Here is an 18,541-nt window from a genome sequence, read left to right on the forward strand (position 1 = left end):
ATCATCGTAATATTGCAATATAAAAATAAAACAATGGGAGTTACTAAAACAGAAATTTATACAGAAGAACAAAATAAGCTGGCTTCTCTTCTTAAAGTTTTGGGACATCCGGCGAGAATCGCAATTTTACAGTACATCATTAATCAAAAAGCATGTATCTGTAATGATCTCGTTGAAGAACTCGGATTGGCTCAGGCCACCATTTCGCAGCATTTAAAAGAGCTGAAGAATATTGAAATTATTAAGGGTTCAATTGAAGGAAAGTCAATTTGTTACTGTATTAATGAAAATACCTGGAAACAGTTTCAGAATGAATTCAACCTGTTTTTTAATCAGGATGTTACTATAAAACAATGCTGTTAAAGGCATTTTTTTAAATAAATACATCGTAATATTGCAATATAACATTAAAAAATTATAACACTCAATTTTAATCTATTATGAGACTATCAGAAATCAAAGAAATTCTACCTGCACTGGAAAATGTTGAATTTCAATTAGAAAACGGAAGTTTTGTTCCTGAACATTTCCATGTAACAGAAGTGGGGCAGATTATAAAAAAATTTATCGATTGCGGCGGAGTAATTAGAAATGAAAAAACAGTCAGCTTCCAGCTATGGAATGCGGATGATTACGAACACCGTCTGAAACCGGGAAAATTACTTCATATCATTCAGCTTTCCGAAGAAAAACTTGGAATAGAAGACTCGGAAATTGAAGTTGAATATCAGGGAGAAACGATTGGAAAATATGATCTTGAATTTAACGGAAAAAATTTCGTTCTGAAAAACAAAACAACAGCCTGCCTTGCCCAGGAAGCCTGCGGAATTCCTGCTGAAAAACAAAAGAAAAATCTGTCTGAATTATCCGTAAACTCTACATCAGCCTGCACTCCGGGATCAGGATGCTGCTAATTAATTCTATTAAAATATCATGTATCAAGAATTAGTAAACACGGTTCAATCTCTGAAATGGGAAAATACAGATACCGCTAGAAAAGAGATTCTGCAGCCATTGATCCGCTTTATTCAGCAAAAAACAGATAACGGCAAAGAGGTCAATCTGAACTTTATCTGTACTCACAATTCCCGCCGAAGCCATCTGGCACAGATATGGGCACAGGCAGCCGCTTCTTTCTTTGCGATTCCGGAAGTTCACTGCTATTCGGGAGGAACGGAAACAACAGCATTATTTCCTAAGATCGCAGAAGTTTTAGCAGAACAGGGCTTTTCGGTTTTCAGCATTGCTGCTACAGCCAACCCAGTATTTGCAATAAAATATGATGACAACAGCCTTCCATTGATAGTTTTTTCAAAAAAATACGACAGTCCGTTCAATCCTGTATCCGGTTTTGCCGCAATTATGACCTGTTCGCAGGCAGATGGCGGATGTCCTTTTATTCCCGGTGCAGAAAAAAGAATTCCGATCACATTTGAAGATCCTAAGATTTCAGATAACACACCGGAACAGGGAGCAATATATACTGAAAGAAGCTTACAAATTGCACAAGAAATGTTTTATGTTTTTTCTAAAATCAAAAGATAATCATGCAGCCCAGATTACAATTTCCTGACCGTTATCTTACCTTATGGATTTTTCTTGCGATGGGTATAGGGATTGCTTTGGGACATTTTTTCCCGTCTATTCCTACTCTTATCAATTCACAGTCGGTTGGCACTACTAATATTCCTCTGGCTATTGGACTCATTTTAATGATGTATCCGCCATTGGCTAAGGTTGACTACTCTCTCCTGCCATTGGTTTTTAAAGATAAAAAAGTAATCGGAATTTCCTTATTGCTCAACTGGATCATTGGTCCGGTTCTGATGTTTGGTCTTGCCATCCTGTTTTTAAGACATCAAGTTGATTATATGGCAGGTTTGATCCTCATCGGCCTGGCCAGATGTATTGCCATGGTGATTGTCTGGAATGATCTCGCTAAAGGTAACAGAGAATATGCAGCTTTGCTGGTTGCTTTAAACAGTATCTTTCAGGTATTTACTTATAGCTTTCTGGTATGGCTGTTTATCAATGTACTTCCTTATCAACTGGGTATCGCAAGTTTTAATGTAAATGTTTCCATGAAAGACATTACAGAAAGCGTATTGATTTATCTGGGAATTCCTTTTCTGGCAGGCTTTCTCACACGGTATTTTCTGATAAAATCAAAAGGTGCAGACTGGTACAACAGAAAATTTGTGCCTAAGATATCTCCTGTTACACTGTACGCTTTATTATTTACCATCGTACTGATGTTTAGCTTAAAAGGCTCTAAAATACTGGAATTACCAATGGATGTAATTACAGTGGCTGTCCCATTGGTTATCTATTTTGTTTTGATGTTTTTTGTAAGTTTTATCATCAACAAAACATTGAAAATCCCTTATGATAAAAATGCGTCTATAGCCTTTACCGCTACCGGAAACAATTTTGAACTGGCCATTGCTGTTGCAATTTCGGTCTTTGGAATTCATTCACCGCAGGCATTTGTAGGAGTAATTGGTCCTTTGGTAGAAGTTCCGGTATTAATACTTCTGGTAAAAGCGAGTGTACTATTGAAAAGGAAATGGTATCATGAGTAATCTTAATAAAAAAGCATGTTTGTTTTTTGTGATGTTTTTATGGCATTGATTCTAATAGAAAAATTTTCAAAGTAACCTCTCTGATTAAATTTCATTCACAGCAGAACTGTTCTTCTCATTGTTCAAATGGTATAAAAAATTGAATCTGAAACCTTTTTTTAAGAAAAGTCAATAGCACTTTCAGAGATTCGGATATTTATATACTCCTCCTATATTGGGTTACAAATAAAATCAGCAAAAATTGAGGCTGTCCAAACTTTTCGGACAGCCTCTTAAGTTAATCTGTATTTTCAAAAATTATAAAAAAATTGGCTACTGTTTTGGCAGCCAATTTTGTAGTTATTTCTATGATATTTCAATCATTCTTGGTGGTTTCTGTTTCGCATCTTCCTTTTTCGGGATGGTTAACATTAAAAGCCCATTTTCATATTTTGCATTAATATTATCCTGATCCACAACATCTTTTGGAAGCTCAAAACTTCTCTGGAAAGATTGGTAACTGAATTCTCTTCTTGTGAAATTTTCATCTTTTGTCTCTTTACGATCTTCCTTCACTGATGAAATAGTAAGCAGGTTACCATCCAGCCTGATCTGAAAATCATTTTTATTCATGCCTGGTGCTGCGACCTGAACTTCATAAGCCTCTCCGTTCTCCTTTATATTTACCGATGGTACGGTTGTACTGGTAGATGAGTAATTGTTATTGCCCCAGTTAAAAAGTTCACGACCAAAAAAATCATCAAAGACATTTGAAAAGCCCAAATTGCTGTTTCCGTTTCTTCTTATTAGATTATTCATTGCAATCATTTTTAATTAAGTTTAACAATCATTAAAAAACACGTCAGCTGGCCAGCTGTATGTAAAAAATTACAAAAAAAATACCATTTGATTGAGTATGAAATTTTTTCCGGTTTTATGTCATTTTTTCAGCATTGGTGACACAAAATCCTGATCCTTAGAATATTCACCACTTTTAATAGTAGTCATACAATCCTAAAGTTCAGGGATGAAGAATTTTCCAAAAAATTCGAAAATTACTTTGGAAAAGATATGACTATCCTGTATAACTTAAATAATATTTCTAATAATAGTCTATTTCTAAAATATAAAACAAACTAAAGTGTAATGCATTGCATTTTTACAATTCAAAAGTATTTTATCTTAATTTTATCTGTAATTTAACAATCTGAGCTAAGTGTCAAATATAGAATGACTTGGTGCATACCTGAGATATATCCATATTGTAACAAGAAAAAAGATATTTAAAAAATTGTAATAAAATAATACAATGAAGAAATCTGTCAATATCAAATTGTTATTAGTCCTTCTTGCCATTGTTTTTGGATTTGATTTAGTATTTATTGCTATGGATAATAGTTCTTGGAGATTTTTTACCAAGCCACTGTTATTACCTATTATTATCTGGTTGTATTTTACTTATTCTAAACAAAATGTATTTCGGATCAACCAATGGTTTTTATCTGGATTAATTTTGAGCTTTTTGGGTGATGTGTTTTTGTTATTTGGATGGGGATTTATGCCCGGTTTGGGAAGCTTTTTGTTGGCTCATATTTGTTACATCATTTATTTTTTAAAGATTAAAAAGAAAAATGTATGGAGTTGGCTTCCCTTTGTTCTTCTATATTTAGGCTCATTTATTTACTATATATATCCTTATTTAAACGAAATGAAGATCCCCGTGGTGATTTACGGAATTACCATTGCTACGATGCTGTATTTTAGTATCAGTACGTATTCTTCATTATTAATCCTGGGAGCTGTTTTGTTTATAATATCAGATTCCGTATTGGCCATTAATATGTTCGTACAGCATAGTATTGGGAAAGAACTTGTTGTGATGATCACTTATGTTTTAGCCCAATTGATGTTGGTGTTGGGAGTGGTTGGTATTGAAAAAAAGAACAGAATTATTCGATAAAACCAAGACTTATGAAAAGAAAAGATAACCGTTTTTTTCATAGTATTGGCCTATTCTGTCCATCGGATTTTACTGATCCTGTTACTTATTTTATTCCTGTGTTTATCTTGTTGATATTAGGGGAGATATTTTTGTATCAGATTCCTCAAAAAGTATTCACAAAAAGACTCATCAAAGATAATGTATCGAGTATAGGATTGGGGATAGGGGCAGTAATGTTAGACTTTGGGATGAAAGCTATTTCATTATCCTACTTTTTTTGGATTTACAATCATTTTAGGCTTACTGATATTTTCGGGATCAAAGATTTCAATAAATTCTTCACTTTAAAATGGCATGCAGATCACTGGTGGCTTTGGTTATTGGTTATGATTGTTCAGGATTTTGGCTTTTACTGGCATCATCGGTTGAGTCATAAAATCAGATTATTTTGGACAGGTCATGTCAATCATCACTCGGCTACTCATTTGAGTCTTGCTATTGCATTGCGTCAGGGATGGTTTGAAATCATATATCGGGACATTTGGTATATCCCTTTTATCATCATTGGTTTTCATCCTATTATGATCGCTATGATGCATCAGTTTAATTTGATTTTTCAGTTTTGGCCGCATACCAATGCTATTGGAAAATTAGGGTGGTTCGATAAAGTATTCAATTCTCCATCCAACCATCGGGTGCATCATTCCCGAAAAATTGAGGATTTAGATAATAACTATGGAGGTATTTTGATGATTTGGGATCATCTTTTCGGCACGTACAAAGCGGAAGAAAAGAAAACGACGGATTACGGAATCTATCATAACATCCATACTTATAATGTTTTTCATATCGTCTTTGATGAGTTTGGAAATATGATAAAGGATGTCCGGAATGCACCTACATGGAAAGCGAAACTGGGGTATATATTCAATGCTCCGGGCTGGCATCATAAGGATAAAGATGAGCGGATTTCTACTTTGAAGCGGGAATTAGAAGAAAAGATGAATTGATGGTTGTCTTGCATGAAAAGTGCAAATTACTGATAAAAACTCTTTATTAATTCAGAAACAGGCATAAACCTTCTACAACTTGTTAGACAAAGTAATTCCCTCAACAATTTGGAGGGAATTTTTTATCTTGAAATACTTCGTAATAACATAAAGCCACTGTTTTACATATTAACCACATGATTGTCAATTAGTTATTAAAAACAGAGCAGATTGGATTTTAATCTTAATTATTCTGGTAGCTCTATTGGATTTTCATACTTTAAATTTTCCTCTCTATCTTTTTCTCTTTGTCTTACCATATCCTGTCCCTTTGTGATTGTGGTTCCATAGCTTGCAAGTACAGCAGCAGCATTGGCATCTGCATTCCTTAATGCTTGTTTAAGTTTTGATTGTGTTGTTTCTATTGCATCAGTATAACTACTTTTCCTAACATTAACTAGCTTTCGTTTTAATTTAGAATCAGATACAGATTTTACAAGCTCAAAACTATAATCTCCTTTATCATCTGTTATCTTAATTATTAATCCAGGCAATCCACTAAATTTGTAAGGACCATAAGGTAAAGGTATTTCGGGAGAATACCATGCAATCCAATTTCTTCCTTTAAATGTAACTTCTGCTTTTTTACAATTAATTGTGTTAATTACTTGTGTTTCATTAATAAGTTTCCAATTCCTTATTATTGGTTCTTTATAGGTAAGTAATGACATTCCAACTAATCTGAAATATTGTATATTTTCATTTGATTGTATTATTGTAAAGGATAAATTTGTTTTTGGAATCACTACCCCCTTTTTGAAACTAAGAGTTACACTTCCATCGGCATTAGTTGTAGATGTTCTTGAATTTGCCATAACTGAATCTCCTTTCAGTGATTGAGTACTAACGAAAAAAGAACGATTATCTCCTATTTGCAATGAAAACAGTTCTTCATGTCTATTATCAGTTCGAGTATCAAATTTAGCTTTTAGCTGATAAGTAAAATCACCATGCAAAGAATCTTGTTTGTATGGCTGAGCATAAAATAAAATACTATAAAGTAAAATGAATAGTTGAAGTAACCTTTTATGTTTATACATAGGGATTTTTATTAAAAATTGCACTTATAGTGGAAGTTATCTACCATAAGTGCATAAATTTAGATTAATTAAGCTAAGTTTTGACTAGGACCACTATGTGTTGCTGGCTTACAATAGTTTTTTTCAAGAGCTTCCATCCAAGCATTTGCTTGTTCAGCAGTCCAATCCTGAGTTGTAGTGGCTTGTACACCACAAGAAGTTTCTGCATACCAAACTTGCCCTCCTTTTACTGTTTTAAGGTTTTCTCGAGATAATTTTTTTAATTTTTTCATTTTTGTAATATTTTAAATTAGATAGCTAATATAACAATATAAATCATTCTAAAGAGAAAAATTTCATCATGTTAACCAGTTGTCAATAAATGATTTATGCCAACTTGTGCGTTATTATGATTTACAGATATGTGATTTAAAATTATATTGATAGAACTTTGATTTTATCAAGAATGTGAAGACCCTTTTTAAAAGTTGTACCAGCTTTTTATATGTAGTTTAGCTACCTATATGAATAAGAAGCCCCTCCCTTTGCCGCCCGGAAATCAAGCAATTTAGGGCACAAAAAAAGGAGACGTTAAAAAAATAAACGTCTCCCTAAGCGGAGAGTGAGGGATTCGAACCCCCGGACCTGTTACAGTCAACAGTTTTCAAGACTGCCGCAATCGACCACTCTGCCAACTCTCCCTAAACTCCGGCTATACCGTTGTTTTCAGTGGTGCAAATATAGAACGATTTTTAATTTCTGCAAAACTTTTCCCACACAAATTTTAACAAAACTTAATAATAGACTAGGAATCAGGGGAATTATTTTTTATAGAAAATAATATATAAATAAAAATTATCCTGTCTAAATAGTCTTTTTATCATACCTTACATTTTGTGGCAAAGGTAATGATAGTGTTTTATCGACAACCTTTTGTCTCATCAATGATTTTTTATTGAAATGTCTTGATATATTTTGAGATAATTCTTTAAAATTGTCTGATCCATCTTTTCCCTTATAATAAAAAATCTTTATAGATTTACAATTATTATGTTCAAATAAAGTATTCAATAATGTCCTATCTGAAAGTCCGCAAGAATGCCCCATAATATATATTTGATAATCATCAGCTTCAATCCAGTTTAATAATTTTCTATAATTAGAATTATTCAAATACATAAAAGATTTAATGTTTTCAAGAAAATCATTATCATTTGTATTTTCCAAAAACTTATAATGATCATCCATCTCATCTCCAAAACCAAAATTAATTGGATTAATAACATCATTTAATTGACCATGAATTTGTATATGTGAAGATTCACCAAAAAATCTTGAATTTTTAAAATTTAAATTAGTAACATAGTTTTCTACATTGGAAGTATAGTTGAAATCCAAAAAGAGATTTTCATAAGCGCTATTTGATTTATCGATGTATCCTTCTGAAAATAAATAATCAAAATCTTCGAGTTTTTTTCTGTAGTCGGGTGGGAATTCTAAATAAAATGGATTATCCTCATTATATTGTGATTTCAAATTTTTAAACTTATATTCAAATAAACTTAAAATAGATTCACAATGAGAATAAGAAGTACTAAGCTGATATTTTTTTTCAATTTTTTCAGTTAAATAATATTCTAAAAGATTTTTTATTGAAGTGAATTCTTCGTTTAGCTGTTTAACAGTGCCTATATGCATATATTTTCCTTCGCCTGTAATTAATGATATCAAAACTTGGTAATAAGAGTTTTCAATGTCTACCCAATTAATTGCCTGTCTAACTGTTATTAATTCAAAAAATTTATTCTTAAAGGAAAATACTTTTTTATAATCTTCATCAAAAGATAAAGTGTTTCTATAAAAAAGGTTAAAACTTGTAGAACCATAATGAGAATCTTTAAACATATAGTTACTACTCCTATAATTAAATTTCATTTTACTACAAAAATCTTTATAGTCTTGATAACTCAGTCCGTTTGTAGACAAGTGCATCTCGTCAATTTCAAATAATTCCATAAATAATGGGTTAGTTGTTGTTTGATGGAATTCCTGCCAAATAAAATTTAAAAATGAAGAATATGATGTGGGCAATCCATGTGCAAGGTCAAACCCATTTCCTACAATGATTAATCTATTCATTTAATTTTCTTTCTTGGTTTCTCTCAAATATAATTCTTTTCTTTATAAAATATAAATTATAGGAAAATTTAGTAATTCCATCCCACATAGAAATTATCTTGATTCTATAGTATTATTTTTTCACTACATTTGTAAAAACACAGGTATCCTATAACAATGGAAAAACTAAGAACATTAAGAAAACAGAAAGGCTATACGCAACAGCAGATTGCGGATCTTCTTGCCACAGATGTCTCCAACTACAGCAGAAAAGAAAGTGGAGATGTCAGAATATTTGATGACGAATGGGAAAAACTGGCCAAAGCTTTGGAGGTTTCTGTAGAAGATATTAAGGAAGAGAAAGAACCGAATGTTGTACAAAAAAATGAAAACATAACATTTAATGATACTAGTTCATTTCATCAGTCTGGCATCTATAATTGTAATGTTCCAAATTATCTTTTAGAAAACCAGCAGGAATACATTAATCTTCTGAAAGAGCAGATAGAGACTTTAAAAGCAGAAAATGCAAAATACAAAAAGAGATAGTCTCTCCCTACATAAAGGATAAAAAGTGGCTTCCGTTGGAAGCCGTTTTTATTTTATATCTGTGAAAGGCTGCTTATTACCGATCAACAATAGAAATGAAGCTGTTTTTTAAAAATCAGACGGATATACAAACTGGTCTCCATCTTCTCCCTTTACTACAATAGCAGCCTGTTCATCGTTAAGGCATTTGTCCAATTGGGTTTTCATATCATTAAGCGCTCCATTGGGAACTTCAATAATGTAGGTTCCGGTAACATGTGTAACTTTTATGATTTTTGTTTCCATTTTGTTTTTAATTAGAAGCCAAATTTAGGAATTTTACAATTCTAATGGAATGCAAATTCAGGATCGTTTTGCCGTTTCACAAATATGTCAATGTTTTGTTAGTTGTTTCACCATTCTGATTAAATTTTTGATGGATACTGCTGGAAAGTGCAAAGGCGCAAGAAATAGAAATATGAAGACCCTTTTAAGGCACCAGGATTTTATCTCTGATAAAATTGATACCGTATACTCTTTGCTGAAAATCTCATATTGAGCGAAGTCGAAATGTTCTTGTGCCTTAAAAACTATAGATAGGATTAGAAAAAATTGACTTCTTTGCGATTACCTGACAAAAAATTAATAATAAAATACGTTGTGTTAAAAAAGAATCCATAAATAAACAAAAAAGCGCACCCATCGGGCACGCTTTGTATTGTATAAGCTGAATAAGGTTAGTGTAATTCAGCTAAATATTTCTCTGCATCCATTGCCGCCATACATCCGCTTCCTGCAGCTGTAATAGCCTGTCTGTAAATATGATCCTGAACATCTCCTGCCGCAAATACTCCAGGAAGATTGGTTCTTGTAGAACCTTTTTCAGTTACGATATATCCGTTCTCATCAAGATCTACCTGGCCAACGAAGATATCCGTATTCGGTTTGTGACCGATTGCGATAAAAATCCCTTCCACATCTACTGTAGATTTCTCCTGAGTCTGGTTATTGATGATTACCGCTCTTTCTACAAGGCTGTTTTCTCCTTCAATCCCGATTAATTCATGGTGAAATTTCACTTCAATATTCGGAGTACTTTCCACTCTGTGAACCATTGCTTTTGAAGCTCTGAAAACATCTTTTCTCACCAACAATGTTACTTTCTTACACAGTTTTGCAAGGTAAGTAGCTTCTTCTGCCGCTGTATCTCCTGCTCCTACTACCACAACGTCTTTTCCTCTGTAGAAGAAACCGTCACACGTAGCACAAGCTGAAACACCACCGCCTGCATATTTTTTCTCATCTTCAAGCCCTAAATATTTTGCAGTAGCTCCTGTAGAGATAATTACTGTTCTGGCAAGGATCTCTTTGTTTCCTGCATATAATTTGTGAACACCGCCTGCTTCCCTGGAGAATTCAGCTTTAGTGATCATTTCGTAATGAACTTTGGTATCAAATCTTTCTGCCTGTTTCTGCAGATCCATCATCATTTCAGGACCTGTAATCCCGGCTGGATACCCTGGGAAGTTATCCACTTCCGTAGTTGTAGTTAATTGTCCGCCCGGCTCCAAACCTGTAAACAATTCAGGTTTTAAGTCTGCTCTTGCTGCGTAGATAGCAGCTGTGAAACCAGAAGGCCCAGATCCAACGATCACACAATCTAAAATGTTTTGCTCCATAATTTGCTTTGTTCGAAAAGATTTAATTTGAATTAGACCGCTAATTTCGGAATTTTTAATTTCTTTTTAAAGTTATTTTAATGATACTTGTCAATATCTGATATGTTGAATTTCGATGGTAGCTGTTCCGAGGTTCGGGTTGGTATAAATTTAACATTTCTGTTTTCATTTCTCTTACCATCATACCTCAAATTGCGCATCTTACATCCCGCTAGCTCATCGCTCGCCTCACACCTTCATTTTAATCTTGTCTACATTGATGATCTTGTACACCAGTTCTCTGATCAGCTCAGCTTCTCCCATATTTACGGCTCCCAGTCCTTTTCCTTTCATATCGAATTCACGGAGAATAGAGATGACTCTAGTGGCATGTTTCAGAGGATAAAGCCTGGCACTTTCTGCATAGTCTTTGATAAAATAAGGATTCACTCCCATCTGTGAAGCAATCGTCTGCGGAGACTGTCCTGCCATCGTCTGATAAATAATAACGTTTGAAAAATAATTGTAAAGGCTTGCCAGCATCATGACAAAAGGATTATTCTTCGGATTTTTACCCATAAAATGAGCAATTTTAAAAGCAGCATTGGCGTTCTTAGTTCCCAAAGCCTTCTGAAGCTCAAAAATATTGTATTCTTTACTGATTCCGATATGGTTTTCAACAATTGTTCCGTCAAGAATTTCTCCTTCTTTAAGAATCATCTTCAGTTTGTTCAGTTCGTTGGCAATTCTTGAAAGGTCATTCCCCAGATATTCTGCCAGAAGATGAGAAATATTGGGAGCTGTATTGATTTTAAGCTTTGCACATTCATCCGAAATCCATTTCGGAAGATGGCTCTCCTTTACAGATTCACTCAGGAAGAGGGCTTTGGCTTTATCCAGGGCTTTGGCCGCCTTTTTTCTGCTATCCAGCTTCTTGTGCTTATGAGCAAAAACCAAAACTGTAGAAGGAACAGGGTTATCTACGTAAGATTCCAGAATTCTGTTTTCCTCTTCATTGAATCGTAAATCCTGAGCTTCTTTCACAATAATCACCTGCTTATCTCCCATCATCGGAAACTGTCTTGCCAGAGAAAGAACTTCCTGGTAAGAGGTATCTTTTCCGTAAGTAACGGTTTGGTTGAAAGCTTTTTCATCTTCTTCCAAAAAGTTATGTTCAAGGGCTTTTACCGCAACATCAATGAAGTAAGCTTCTTCTCCGTGGAAAAAATAAATAGGTAAAACTTCTTTATTTTTAATATTTTTGAGGATTAAATCTAATTCTTTCATCTTATTAATGGAACTTCCAAAACTGAATTTTCAGGAAACTTTTGATTTTAAATTCAAGAAAGACAAAGATAAGTTTTTTATTTATGATTTGGTTCGCAAAACTTATCTTCTGCTCACTCCTGAGGAATGGGTCAGACAGCACTGGATACATTATTATCTTATCGTAAAATCCTACTCCACATCGGCTCTGATTACCGAAAAAAAGATTGTTCTGAATGGTCTTACCAAAAGAATTGATCTGCTGGTTACTGAAAAAACAGAACCCGTCATTCTGATTGAATGTAAAGCGCCGCAGATCAAACTAACGGAAAAAACATTTGAGCAAACCGCCAGATACAATTCTGTTATCGGAGCAAAGGAAATTATTCTGACCAACGGACTTCAGCATATCAATGCTTATTATGAAGACGGCCAGTACCAGTTTTACAGACCGGAATAAATAAAAAATACAAAATCATTTCCGTTTTCACAATGATTACAACTGAAGACGTGATCATTCCCCTCTTCTGGAGGGGTGGCGAAAATTTAAAAAATTTTTTGACGGGGTGGTTCATAAAAATAGCAGTAATTCACAACAATATTAAGTATTATGAAAATAAAAAATATCATATTCGACTTCGGAGGAGTACTTATGGACTGGAATCCGAGATATTATTTCAAAGATTATTTTAATGATGACGAGAAAATGGAATACTTCCTTGAAAATATCGCACAGGATGAATGGAATATTGAACAGGACCGAGGAAGAAGCCTTGCCGAAGGAACAGAAATTCAGGTAAAGAAATTTCCTGAGTGGGAAAAAGAAATCCGCGCTTTCTATGACAACTGGACAGTAATGCTGAAAAGCGATATTCCGCAAAACGTTGAAGTTCTCAGAAAACTTAAAAATACAGATTATAAGCTATTTGGATTGACCAACTGGTCCGAAGAAACCTTCCCTTACGCCCTGGAAAACTATGATTTTTTCGAGATTTTTGAAGGTAAAATTGTAGTTTCAGGAACAGAAAAACTGATCAAACCAGATCCTGAAATCTGGCATGTTCTGTTAGACAGATACAATATCAAGGCTGAAGAATCGGTTTTCATTGATGATAATACAAAGAATATTAAAATGGCAAAATCGCTGGGATTCATTACCATTCAGGTTTTTCCGGATACAGATTTAACAAAAGAACTGAATGAATTGGGAGTAAAGGTTTAATTCTTTAAATATTTTCTTACTTTTAATCTGTTTTACAACCTACTAATTCACAAACCATTACTTATGATACGTTCTATCTTATTAACTGCAATGATTACGGCTTCGGGAAACCTTTTCAGCCAGAAACTTAAACCTGTTTCCTATCAGGACGGTTCACAGAAACTGAATGGCCTCGTCACTTCCAATGCAGGTAAAAAACTGCCCGGAGTACTGATTCTTCCAGCCTGGAAAGGTATTGACGAAGAAGCTAAAACAGCAGCCATTGAACTTGAAAAGCAAGGGTATATTGCTTTTATCGCGGATATCTACGGTGAAGGAAAAATTCCCACTGACAATGAATCTGCAGCAAAGAGTTCAGGGTATTACAAACAGAATTTTCAGGAATACCAGAAAAGAATTTCGCTGGCTCTTGAACAACTGAAGAAAAACGGAGCAGTTTCTGATAAAGTAGCTGTTATTGGTTATTGTTTTGGAGGTACAGGAGCTTTAGAATCCGCAAGAGGACATCTTCCGGTAGCAGGTGTGGTTTCTATCCACGGAAGTCTGGGCAGAGATCAAAGCCGAAAAAATGAAGCATTGAGTGCTAAAATCCTTGTTGAAAATCCTGCGGATGATAAAAGTGTAACTCCTGATGATTACAACAACCTCATCAAAGAAATGAATGAAGGAAATGCCGACTGGCAGATTATCACATATGCCCATTCCAAACATACTTTCACAGATCCGAAATCACCGGATTACAACCCAACAATGGCCAAAAGAGCATGGAATCACACCCTTATGTTCCTGAAAGAAATTTTAAAATAAATATAAAAAAGGCAAATCCGTAGATTTGCCTTTTTTATATTTTTGAAATTCTGTTAATCTACTCCTTCTTCTTCCCTGTGCACCAGCTCCATAGAAAATGCAGGAAGACAAATTGCAAGATATTCGCAAGATTCTGAAAACGGATTGCTGTAACGGATTCTTGCTCCTTTTTCAATAAGGATGCTTTGTCCTTTTTCAAGAACAACAATCTCTCCGTCTATTTCAAATTGCTTTTTCCCTGAAATAATATAGGTAAACTCATCAAATTCAGGAGTCTGGTGAGGCTCACTCCAATCCGGAGGTGCTATCATATGGGCAATAGAAATACTAGAATTCCCTGTAGAGTTTCCCCAATGTTCTTCTATCAGTTTTCCGTCTGTAGTAGGCACTACAAATGGTGATTGTTGGATTTTATATTTCTTCATGTCCAGTGTTCTTTTTTGATTTCATAAACAAAATTGGTTCTTGAAGGCTCTGCAAAATAAGCCACTTCTTCTTCAGCTATTTTTTGTCCCCCCAATCTTTCCAAAGCTGTCTGCGAACGGAAATTCTCTTTTCCGATATGGAAGTGAACCTTATCTACAAACTGGAAGATATAATCCAGCATCAGCTTTTTAACCTGAGGATTAATACCTTTTCCCCATGATTTTGTTCCGTAGAAAGTATATCCGATGAAAATATGATTATCTCCTTCATCAAAATCATAATAACGGCTGCTTCCCAATACATCACCGGTTGCTTTCTCTATAATTTTGAAAGCACCTTTACTTTCCATAGCTCCCGTGAAAAAGTTTTCAAAAACTTCTCTCTTGTAACGATCTTTGTTGGGATGTTGCTCCCATACTTTCGGGTCAGAAGCTACTTCATACAAAGATTCGAAATCCCCTTGCTGTAAGGGGATTAATTGAAACTCTTCATTCTCTAAAACAGGCTGAACAGAAAAATTCATTATTTAGCTCTTTTTAGTAGAATCAGATTCTATTTTCTTGATTTCTTTCAACTTGTCGGAAATCTTGATTACGGTGTCTAATTTTGATGGTTTCAATGGAACTTCTGCCTGAGCCATATCCCATTTGATTACCAGGTTACCTGAATTTTCATCAGTAGGATTTAAAGTGATTTCAAACCACTCCTGTTTGTCAGCCAGCTTGTTAACAGGCACAGTAACATCTACTACATCCTGTTTAGGATCGTATGTATAAGCTCCCCATTGCTGAAAATCTTTATTCAGGATTACTTTCCATTCTTTTTCTGTAGGAACGATAAATAATCCATATGTTCCCGCCTGCACTGTTTTCCCACCGAAGTTAACGGCTTGTCCGAAGGTAATTTTCGTAGAAGAGTTAGCTCCTGCTCTCCAAACCTGGCCATAAGGAACCAATTCTCCGAAGATCTTACGCCCCTTCACTCCCGGTCTTCCATAATCAATGGTGATTTTGGACATTGAAAACTGCTGCTCTACTTTTTGGCGAGGACTTGCCGCCGGTACAGAATAATCCTGAGCAAAACTGAATGCTGAAACTGAAATGCAAACTGCTATTATTAACTTTTTCACGTGTAAATTTTTGTTTAAAATTACAAAAATCAAAACAAAACAGCTTTCACAAACTTCGTTAATTTTTTTTTAACCGATATTTTTCTATGAAGATATTTTTTAACCAAGTGCCTGTAAAAAGTAAAATATCAACTATTGAACAATTTACTTTTCTTAATAGTTTTCTCATTTATAAGTTGGATGGAATGAAAAACAAAATAAGAATAAATTGTTTTTCATAGTTCTAAAATAAAATAGCCTTTTCCAGCTCCAGCAGCTTTTGCTTTCTCCAGATTCCTCCGGCATAGCCTACCAACTCACCGTTTGAACCTATCACACGATGGCAGGGAATTAAAATAGCAATTTTATTGATTCCGTTGGCTGTTCCTACAGCACGTATTGCCTTAGGGTTTCCTAATATTTCTGACTGCTGTTTATAGGTTCTTATTTCACCCATCGGAATTTCACGCAGCAGCTGCCAGACCTTCTCCTGAAACTCTGTTCCCGTAGTAAATAACGGAACATCAAATTGACTTCTTTTTCCCTCAAAATATTCTTTCAATTCCTTTTCCAGCTGCACAAAATGACGATGTTCCTTTTCTACCATTTCTGCTTTTAAGGCCTTTGATAAAGCCGTCAGCTGTCTCTCAATACTCTTCCGGTCTGTAAATTCAAGCAGACAGATTCCCTGATCTACAGCACAGGCGATCATTTCTCCCAATGGGGTGGATATGTTTTTTTGGTGTATCATTTCCATTCGTTTAAAATTAAGCTTTTTGGAAATCATATATTCTTTTTAATGCATTAAATTTTTTTTATCTGTTCAACATGTCTTTCATTATGATAAATAACAAAACGGAAAGTATCTCCAAGCTTCAGTTTGATCAGTTTTGAAATACTGATATGGGTTTTTGTCTTTTCCAGATCAACATATTGTGCTTTTTCCAATAACTCAAGTAATTGTCCCTGATGGTTAATGAATATATCCACTACCCTTTTATCCAGATTGCTGTGGATCGGATTCATGGCTTTAAGCGTTTTCATTGTATTCAGTTTCTCTTTGGGAAGCATGCTTTTAGCAAAATAATTTCCAAGAATTCCGGGTTTAAAATAGGATTGGGAAGACTTTCCGGCAGAAGAAACAGCCCGGCTGATTTCAGGAATATAAAAATCTCCGTATCGGTTAAGATGTTCCAGACATTCCAATGTACTCCAGCTTTCTGCTGAAGTTCTGAAATTCAGATCATGTTCCGGCTTTACAGACAACATTTCAGCAAAGTGTAAATGCCCTTCTGTCCTAATTGTTAATTCATTCAGTAATTCTGAGGTTGAAATTTTCATTATTTTTTTATACAAATATGCTGATCCGGATGTTCTTAAATCTTGATTGAACTCAAGATTTTTTAAGTCTGGACAAAGTTTCCGGCGACATTCTCAGATAATTAGCGATATATTTATTAGGAACCTCCTGAAATAGCTTCGGACTTCGTTTTAAAACCCTTTCAAAGCGTTCACCAGGCGCATTGATGAGCAGATCTTTTTCTCTTTCAAGCTGCTGTAATACGAGATCTTCCAGGATATTCATCCAGAAATTCATATGTTTCTCATCTGATTGCACAAACTCATAAAAATCCTTTTTCGAAGCCATTTTTACTTTTGTTTTTTTAATCGCCTGAATATAAAGATCGGAAGGTTTTCCTGATAAAAAGGAATCCAGACTGACAATAATATTTCCGGTATATCCAAAACGAATGATCCTTTCTTCATTTTCATCCATCATAAAGATCCGCACACTTCCTTTTTCAATAAAATAAATAGAGGTATCTGCACTGCCCGAAATCTTCAGGAAATCATTTCGCTTGAATTCTTTCTTTTCCCAATGGATTCCACTTTGAAGCAATTTTTCAACCATCTCATTTTAGTATTTGCTTTTCCAAAGATAATAGGTAATTTTAAAGTTTTAAAACACTAATCACTGATAATGCTTAAAAGAACAGTACTTTTTATACTGCTTTCTGCCGGATTTTATGGGATGAAAGCACAGCAGACCATACCCTTCCGGATCACAAAGCACAATAATATCATTGTCAAGACCCTTGTCAACAACAAGGATTCTTTGGATCTGATGTTCCAGATCGCCATGAAAGAGTATTCAATTTCTCCCGACAGTAAGCGGAAAGCAGATCATATTGTTTTCAACAAAGAAGAACTCAGCGACCACAATACCGTACAAATTGGAAAAATCACTCAGAAGAATGCACGTTTTTTTGACAATCAGTTAACGGGTCACGAGGCAGACGGAAAAATCGGAACCGGAATTTTTGAAGGTAAAGCATTTAAAATAGATTACGATAACAACCAGTTTGTGATCTATGACAAAATGCCGGATCTAAAAGATTACCAACCTATTAACATCATCCTGGATCATGACAGCTTTTATCTGGCCGCAGATAATATCCTGGATGGAAATCAACAGCAGGAGGCTTATTTTGTTCTACAATCCGGATTTTCCGGAGCCATTCTTTACAGCAATGAGTTTGCTGAAGAAAAACATCTGGAGAAAAAGCTAAAGGTAACAGGAGAGAAAACACTAAAGAATTCTGAAGGTAAAACTTTAACGACCAAACAAGCTGTTCTTCCCTATTTTAAATTGGGAAAAAGTGTGTTTAAAGATGTTTCAGCAGGATATTTCTCCGGAGAACTAAAAACACAAAACGTAAGTTATCTGGGCGCCGATATGCTCCGCAGATTCATTTGGATCTTTGATGCTGAGAGAAAGATGGCTTACATTAAACCCAGCAAATATTTCTCAGAGCCTTATTATAAAATGAATTAGA

Annotated in this window: 24 protein-coding genes and 1 tRNA gene; 11 read left to right on the top strand and 14 right to left on the bottom strand. The window is 34.6% G+C overall.

What is annotated here, in order from left to right; genetic code table 11:
• Positions 1-33 precede the first annotated feature (33 nt).
• The 4 genes from C8D70_RS09860 (at position 34) to arsB (ending at position 2,582) form a co-directional block, all read left to right on the top strand.
• Positions 34-363 (top strand): ArsR/SmtB family transcription factor, encoded by a 330-nt coding sequence (locus tag C8D70_RS09860; protein ID WP_076594360.1) that lies wholly within the window; start codon positions 34-36, stop codon positions 361-363.
• 77 nt (positions 364-440) lie between these two features.
• Positions 441-914, top strand: a complete 474-nt coding sequence (locus C8D70_RS09865; RefSeq protein WP_110367193.1) for a DUF6428 family protein — start codon at positions 441-443, stop codon at positions 912-914.
• 19 nt (positions 915-933) lie between these two features.
• A complete protein-coding gene (locus tag C8D70_RS09870) occupies positions 934-1,545 on the top strand; it encodes a low molecular weight phosphatase family protein (protein ID WP_110367194.1) in 612 nt (203 codons plus the stop codon).
• Between the two features lie 2 nt (positions 1,546-1,547).
• Positions 1,548-2,582 carry an ACR3 family arsenite efflux transporter gene (arsB, locus tag C8D70_RS09875; RefSeq protein ID WP_110367195.1) on the top strand — a complete coding sequence of 345 codons (1,035 nt, stop codon included), beginning with the start codon at positions 1,548-1,550 and terminating at the stop codon, positions 2,580-2,582.
• A gap of 345 nt (positions 2,583-2,927) precedes the next feature.
• On the opposite strand, the gene C8D70_RS09880 is transcribed toward arsB, so the two are convergent.
• Positions 2,928-3,380, bottom strand: a complete 453-nt coding sequence (locus C8D70_RS09880; RefSeq protein WP_076594531.1) for an Hsp20/alpha crystallin family protein — start codon at positions 3,378-3,380, stop codon at positions 2,928-2,930.
• A gap of 490 nt (positions 3,381-3,870) precedes the next feature.
• On the opposite strand from C8D70_RS09880, the gene C8D70_RS09885 reads away from it, so the two are divergent.
• Complete coding sequence (locus tag C8D70_RS09885; RefSeq protein ID WP_110367196.1) at positions 3,871-4,521, top strand: lysoplasmalogenase; 651 nt, start codon at positions 3,871-3,873, stop codon at positions 4,519-4,521.
• An 11-nt stretch (positions 4,522-4,532) separates the two neighbouring features.
• Positions 4,533-5,513, top strand: coding sequence for a sterol desaturase family protein (locus C8D70_RS09890; RefSeq protein ID WP_110367197.1), 981 nt, complete (start codon positions 4,533-4,535; stop codon positions 5,511-5,513).
• Positions 5,514-5,740: 227 nt separating this feature from the next.
• Here the strand turns inward: C8D70_RS09890 and C8D70_RS09895 are convergent, their stop codons facing one another.
• The 4 genes from C8D70_RS09895 to C8D70_RS09910 all read right to left on the bottom strand — a co-directional run bounded on the left by C8D70_RS09895 (position 5,741) and on the right by C8D70_RS09910 (position 8,710).
• Positions 5,741-6,592: a GLPGLI family protein gene (locus C8D70_RS09895; RefSeq protein ID WP_110367198.1), complete on the bottom strand. Its 852-nt coding sequence runs from the start codon at positions 6,590-6,592 to the stop codon at positions 5,741-5,743.
• A 68-nt stretch (positions 6,593-6,660) separates the two neighbouring features.
• Positions 6,661-6,864 (bottom strand): bacteriocin-like protein, encoded by a 204-nt coding sequence (locus tag C8D70_RS09900; protein ID WP_110367199.1) that lies wholly within the window; start codon positions 6,862-6,864, stop codon positions 6,661-6,663.
• Positions 6,865-7,187: 323 nt separating this feature from the next.
• A tRNA-Ser gene (locus C8D70_RS09905) sits at positions 7,188-7,272 on the bottom strand.
• A gap of 163 nt (positions 7,273-7,435) precedes the next feature.
• Entirely contained in the window at positions 7,436-8,710 is a 1,275-nt protein-coding gene (locus C8D70_RS09910) for an AbiH family protein (RefSeq protein WP_110367200.1), read from the bottom strand.
• Positions 8,711-8,866: 156 nt separating this feature from the next.
• Between C8D70_RS09910 and C8D70_RS09915 the strand changes: the two genes are divergently transcribed.
• Positions 8,867-9,238, top strand: a complete 372-nt coding sequence (locus C8D70_RS09915; RefSeq protein WP_317047791.1) for a helix-turn-helix domain-containing protein — start codon at positions 8,867-8,869, stop codon at positions 9,236-9,238.
• Positions 9,239-9,346: 108 nt separating this feature from the next.
• On the opposite strand, the gene C8D70_RS09920 is transcribed toward C8D70_RS09915, so the two are convergent.
• The 3 genes from C8D70_RS09920 to holA all read right to left on the bottom strand — a co-directional run bounded on the left by C8D70_RS09920 (position 9,347) and on the right by holA (position 12,162).
• The gene (locus C8D70_RS09920) at positions 9,347-9,523 is read right to left on the bottom strand and encodes a glyceraldehyde-3-phosphate dehydrogenase (RefSeq protein ID WP_228408010.1); all 177 of its coding nucleotides are present in this window, start codon (positions 9,521-9,523) and stop codon (positions 9,347-9,349) included.
• A gap of 431 nt (positions 9,524-9,954) precedes the next feature.
• Positions 9,955-10,896, bottom strand: a complete 942-nt coding sequence (trxB, locus tag C8D70_RS09925) for a thioredoxin-disulfide reductase (RefSeq protein WP_076594340.1) — start codon at positions 10,894-10,896, stop codon at positions 9,955-9,957.
• A 228-nt stretch (positions 10,897-11,124) separates the two neighbouring features.
• Positions 11,125-12,162 carry a DNA polymerase III subunit delta gene (gene holA / locus C8D70_RS09930; protein ID WP_076594339.1) on the bottom strand — a complete coding sequence of 346 codons (1,038 nt, stop codon included), beginning with the start codon at positions 12,160-12,162 and terminating at the stop codon, positions 11,125-11,127.
• A gap of 7 nt (positions 12,163-12,169) precedes the next feature.
• Here holA and C8D70_RS09935 point away from each other — a divergent pair, with 7 nt between their 5' ends.
• From C8D70_RS09935 to C8D70_RS09945, 3 genes are all read left to right on the top strand, one after another.
• Positions 12,170-12,601, top strand: coding sequence for a type I restriction enzyme HsdR N-terminal domain-containing protein (locus tag C8D70_RS09935; protein WP_110367202.1), 432 nt, complete (start codon positions 12,170-12,172; stop codon positions 12,599-12,601).
• Positions 12,602-12,751: 150 nt separating this feature from the next.
• The gene (locus C8D70_RS09940; protein WP_076594337.1) at positions 12,752-13,363 is read left to right on the top strand and encodes an HAD family hydrolase; all 612 of its coding nucleotides are present in this window, start codon (positions 12,752-12,754) and stop codon (positions 13,361-13,363) included.
• 63 nt (positions 13,364-13,426) lie between these two features.
• Positions 13,427-14,170, top strand: a complete 744-nt coding sequence (locus C8D70_RS09945; protein WP_110367203.1) for a dienelactone hydrolase family protein — start codon at positions 13,427-13,429, stop codon at positions 14,168-14,170.
• A gap of 53 nt (positions 14,171-14,223) precedes the next feature.
• On the opposite strand, the gene C8D70_RS09950 is transcribed toward C8D70_RS09945, so the two are convergent.
• The 6 genes from C8D70_RS09950 to C8D70_RS09975 form a co-directional block, all read right to left on the bottom strand.
• Positions 14,224-14,595, bottom strand: coding sequence for a cupin domain-containing protein (locus C8D70_RS09950; RefSeq protein ID WP_110367204.1), 372 nt, complete (start codon positions 14,593-14,595; stop codon positions 14,224-14,226).
• Positions 14,592-15,119, bottom strand: coding sequence for a GNAT family N-acetyltransferase (locus tag C8D70_RS09955; protein ID WP_110367205.1), 528 nt, complete (start codon positions 15,117-15,119; stop codon positions 14,592-14,594). The genes C8D70_RS09950 and C8D70_RS09955 overlap by 4 nt, the downstream gene beginning before the upstream one ends.
• 3 nt (positions 15,120-15,122) lie before the next feature.
• A complete protein-coding gene (locus tag C8D70_RS09960; RefSeq protein ID WP_076594530.1) occupies positions 15,123-15,725 on the bottom strand; it encodes a DUF2911 domain-containing protein in 603 nt (200 codons plus the stop codon).
• Positions 15,726-15,948: 223 nt separating this feature from the next.
• Positions 15,949-16,461, bottom strand: coding sequence for a methylated-DNA--[protein]-cysteine S-methyltransferase (locus tag C8D70_RS09965; RefSeq protein WP_076594529.1), 513 nt, complete (start codon positions 16,459-16,461; stop codon positions 15,949-15,951).
• A gap of 47 nt (positions 16,462-16,508) precedes the next feature.
• Entirely contained in the window at positions 16,509-17,045 is a 537-nt protein-coding gene (locus C8D70_RS09970) for a DinB family protein (protein ID WP_110367206.1), read from the bottom strand.
• 52 nt (positions 17,046-17,097) lie between these two features.
• The gene (locus tag C8D70_RS09975; protein WP_110367207.1) at positions 17,098-17,616 is read right to left on the bottom strand and encodes a Crp/Fnr family transcriptional regulator; all 519 of its coding nucleotides are present in this window, start codon (positions 17,614-17,616) and stop codon (positions 17,098-17,100) included.
• A 69-nt stretch (positions 17,617-17,685) separates the two neighbouring features.
• On the opposite strand from C8D70_RS09975, the gene C8D70_RS09980 reads away from it, so the two are divergent.
• Entirely contained in the window at positions 17,686-18,540 is an 855-nt protein-coding gene (locus tag C8D70_RS09980; protein WP_110367208.1) for a hypothetical protein, read from the top strand.
• Position 18,541: the final 1 nt, after the last annotated feature.

The organism is Chryseobacterium sp. CBTAP 102 (genome assembly GCF_003201365.1).
Lineage (GTDB): Bacteria > Bacteroidota > Bacteroidia > Flavobacteriales > Weeksellaceae > Chryseobacterium > Chryseobacterium candidae.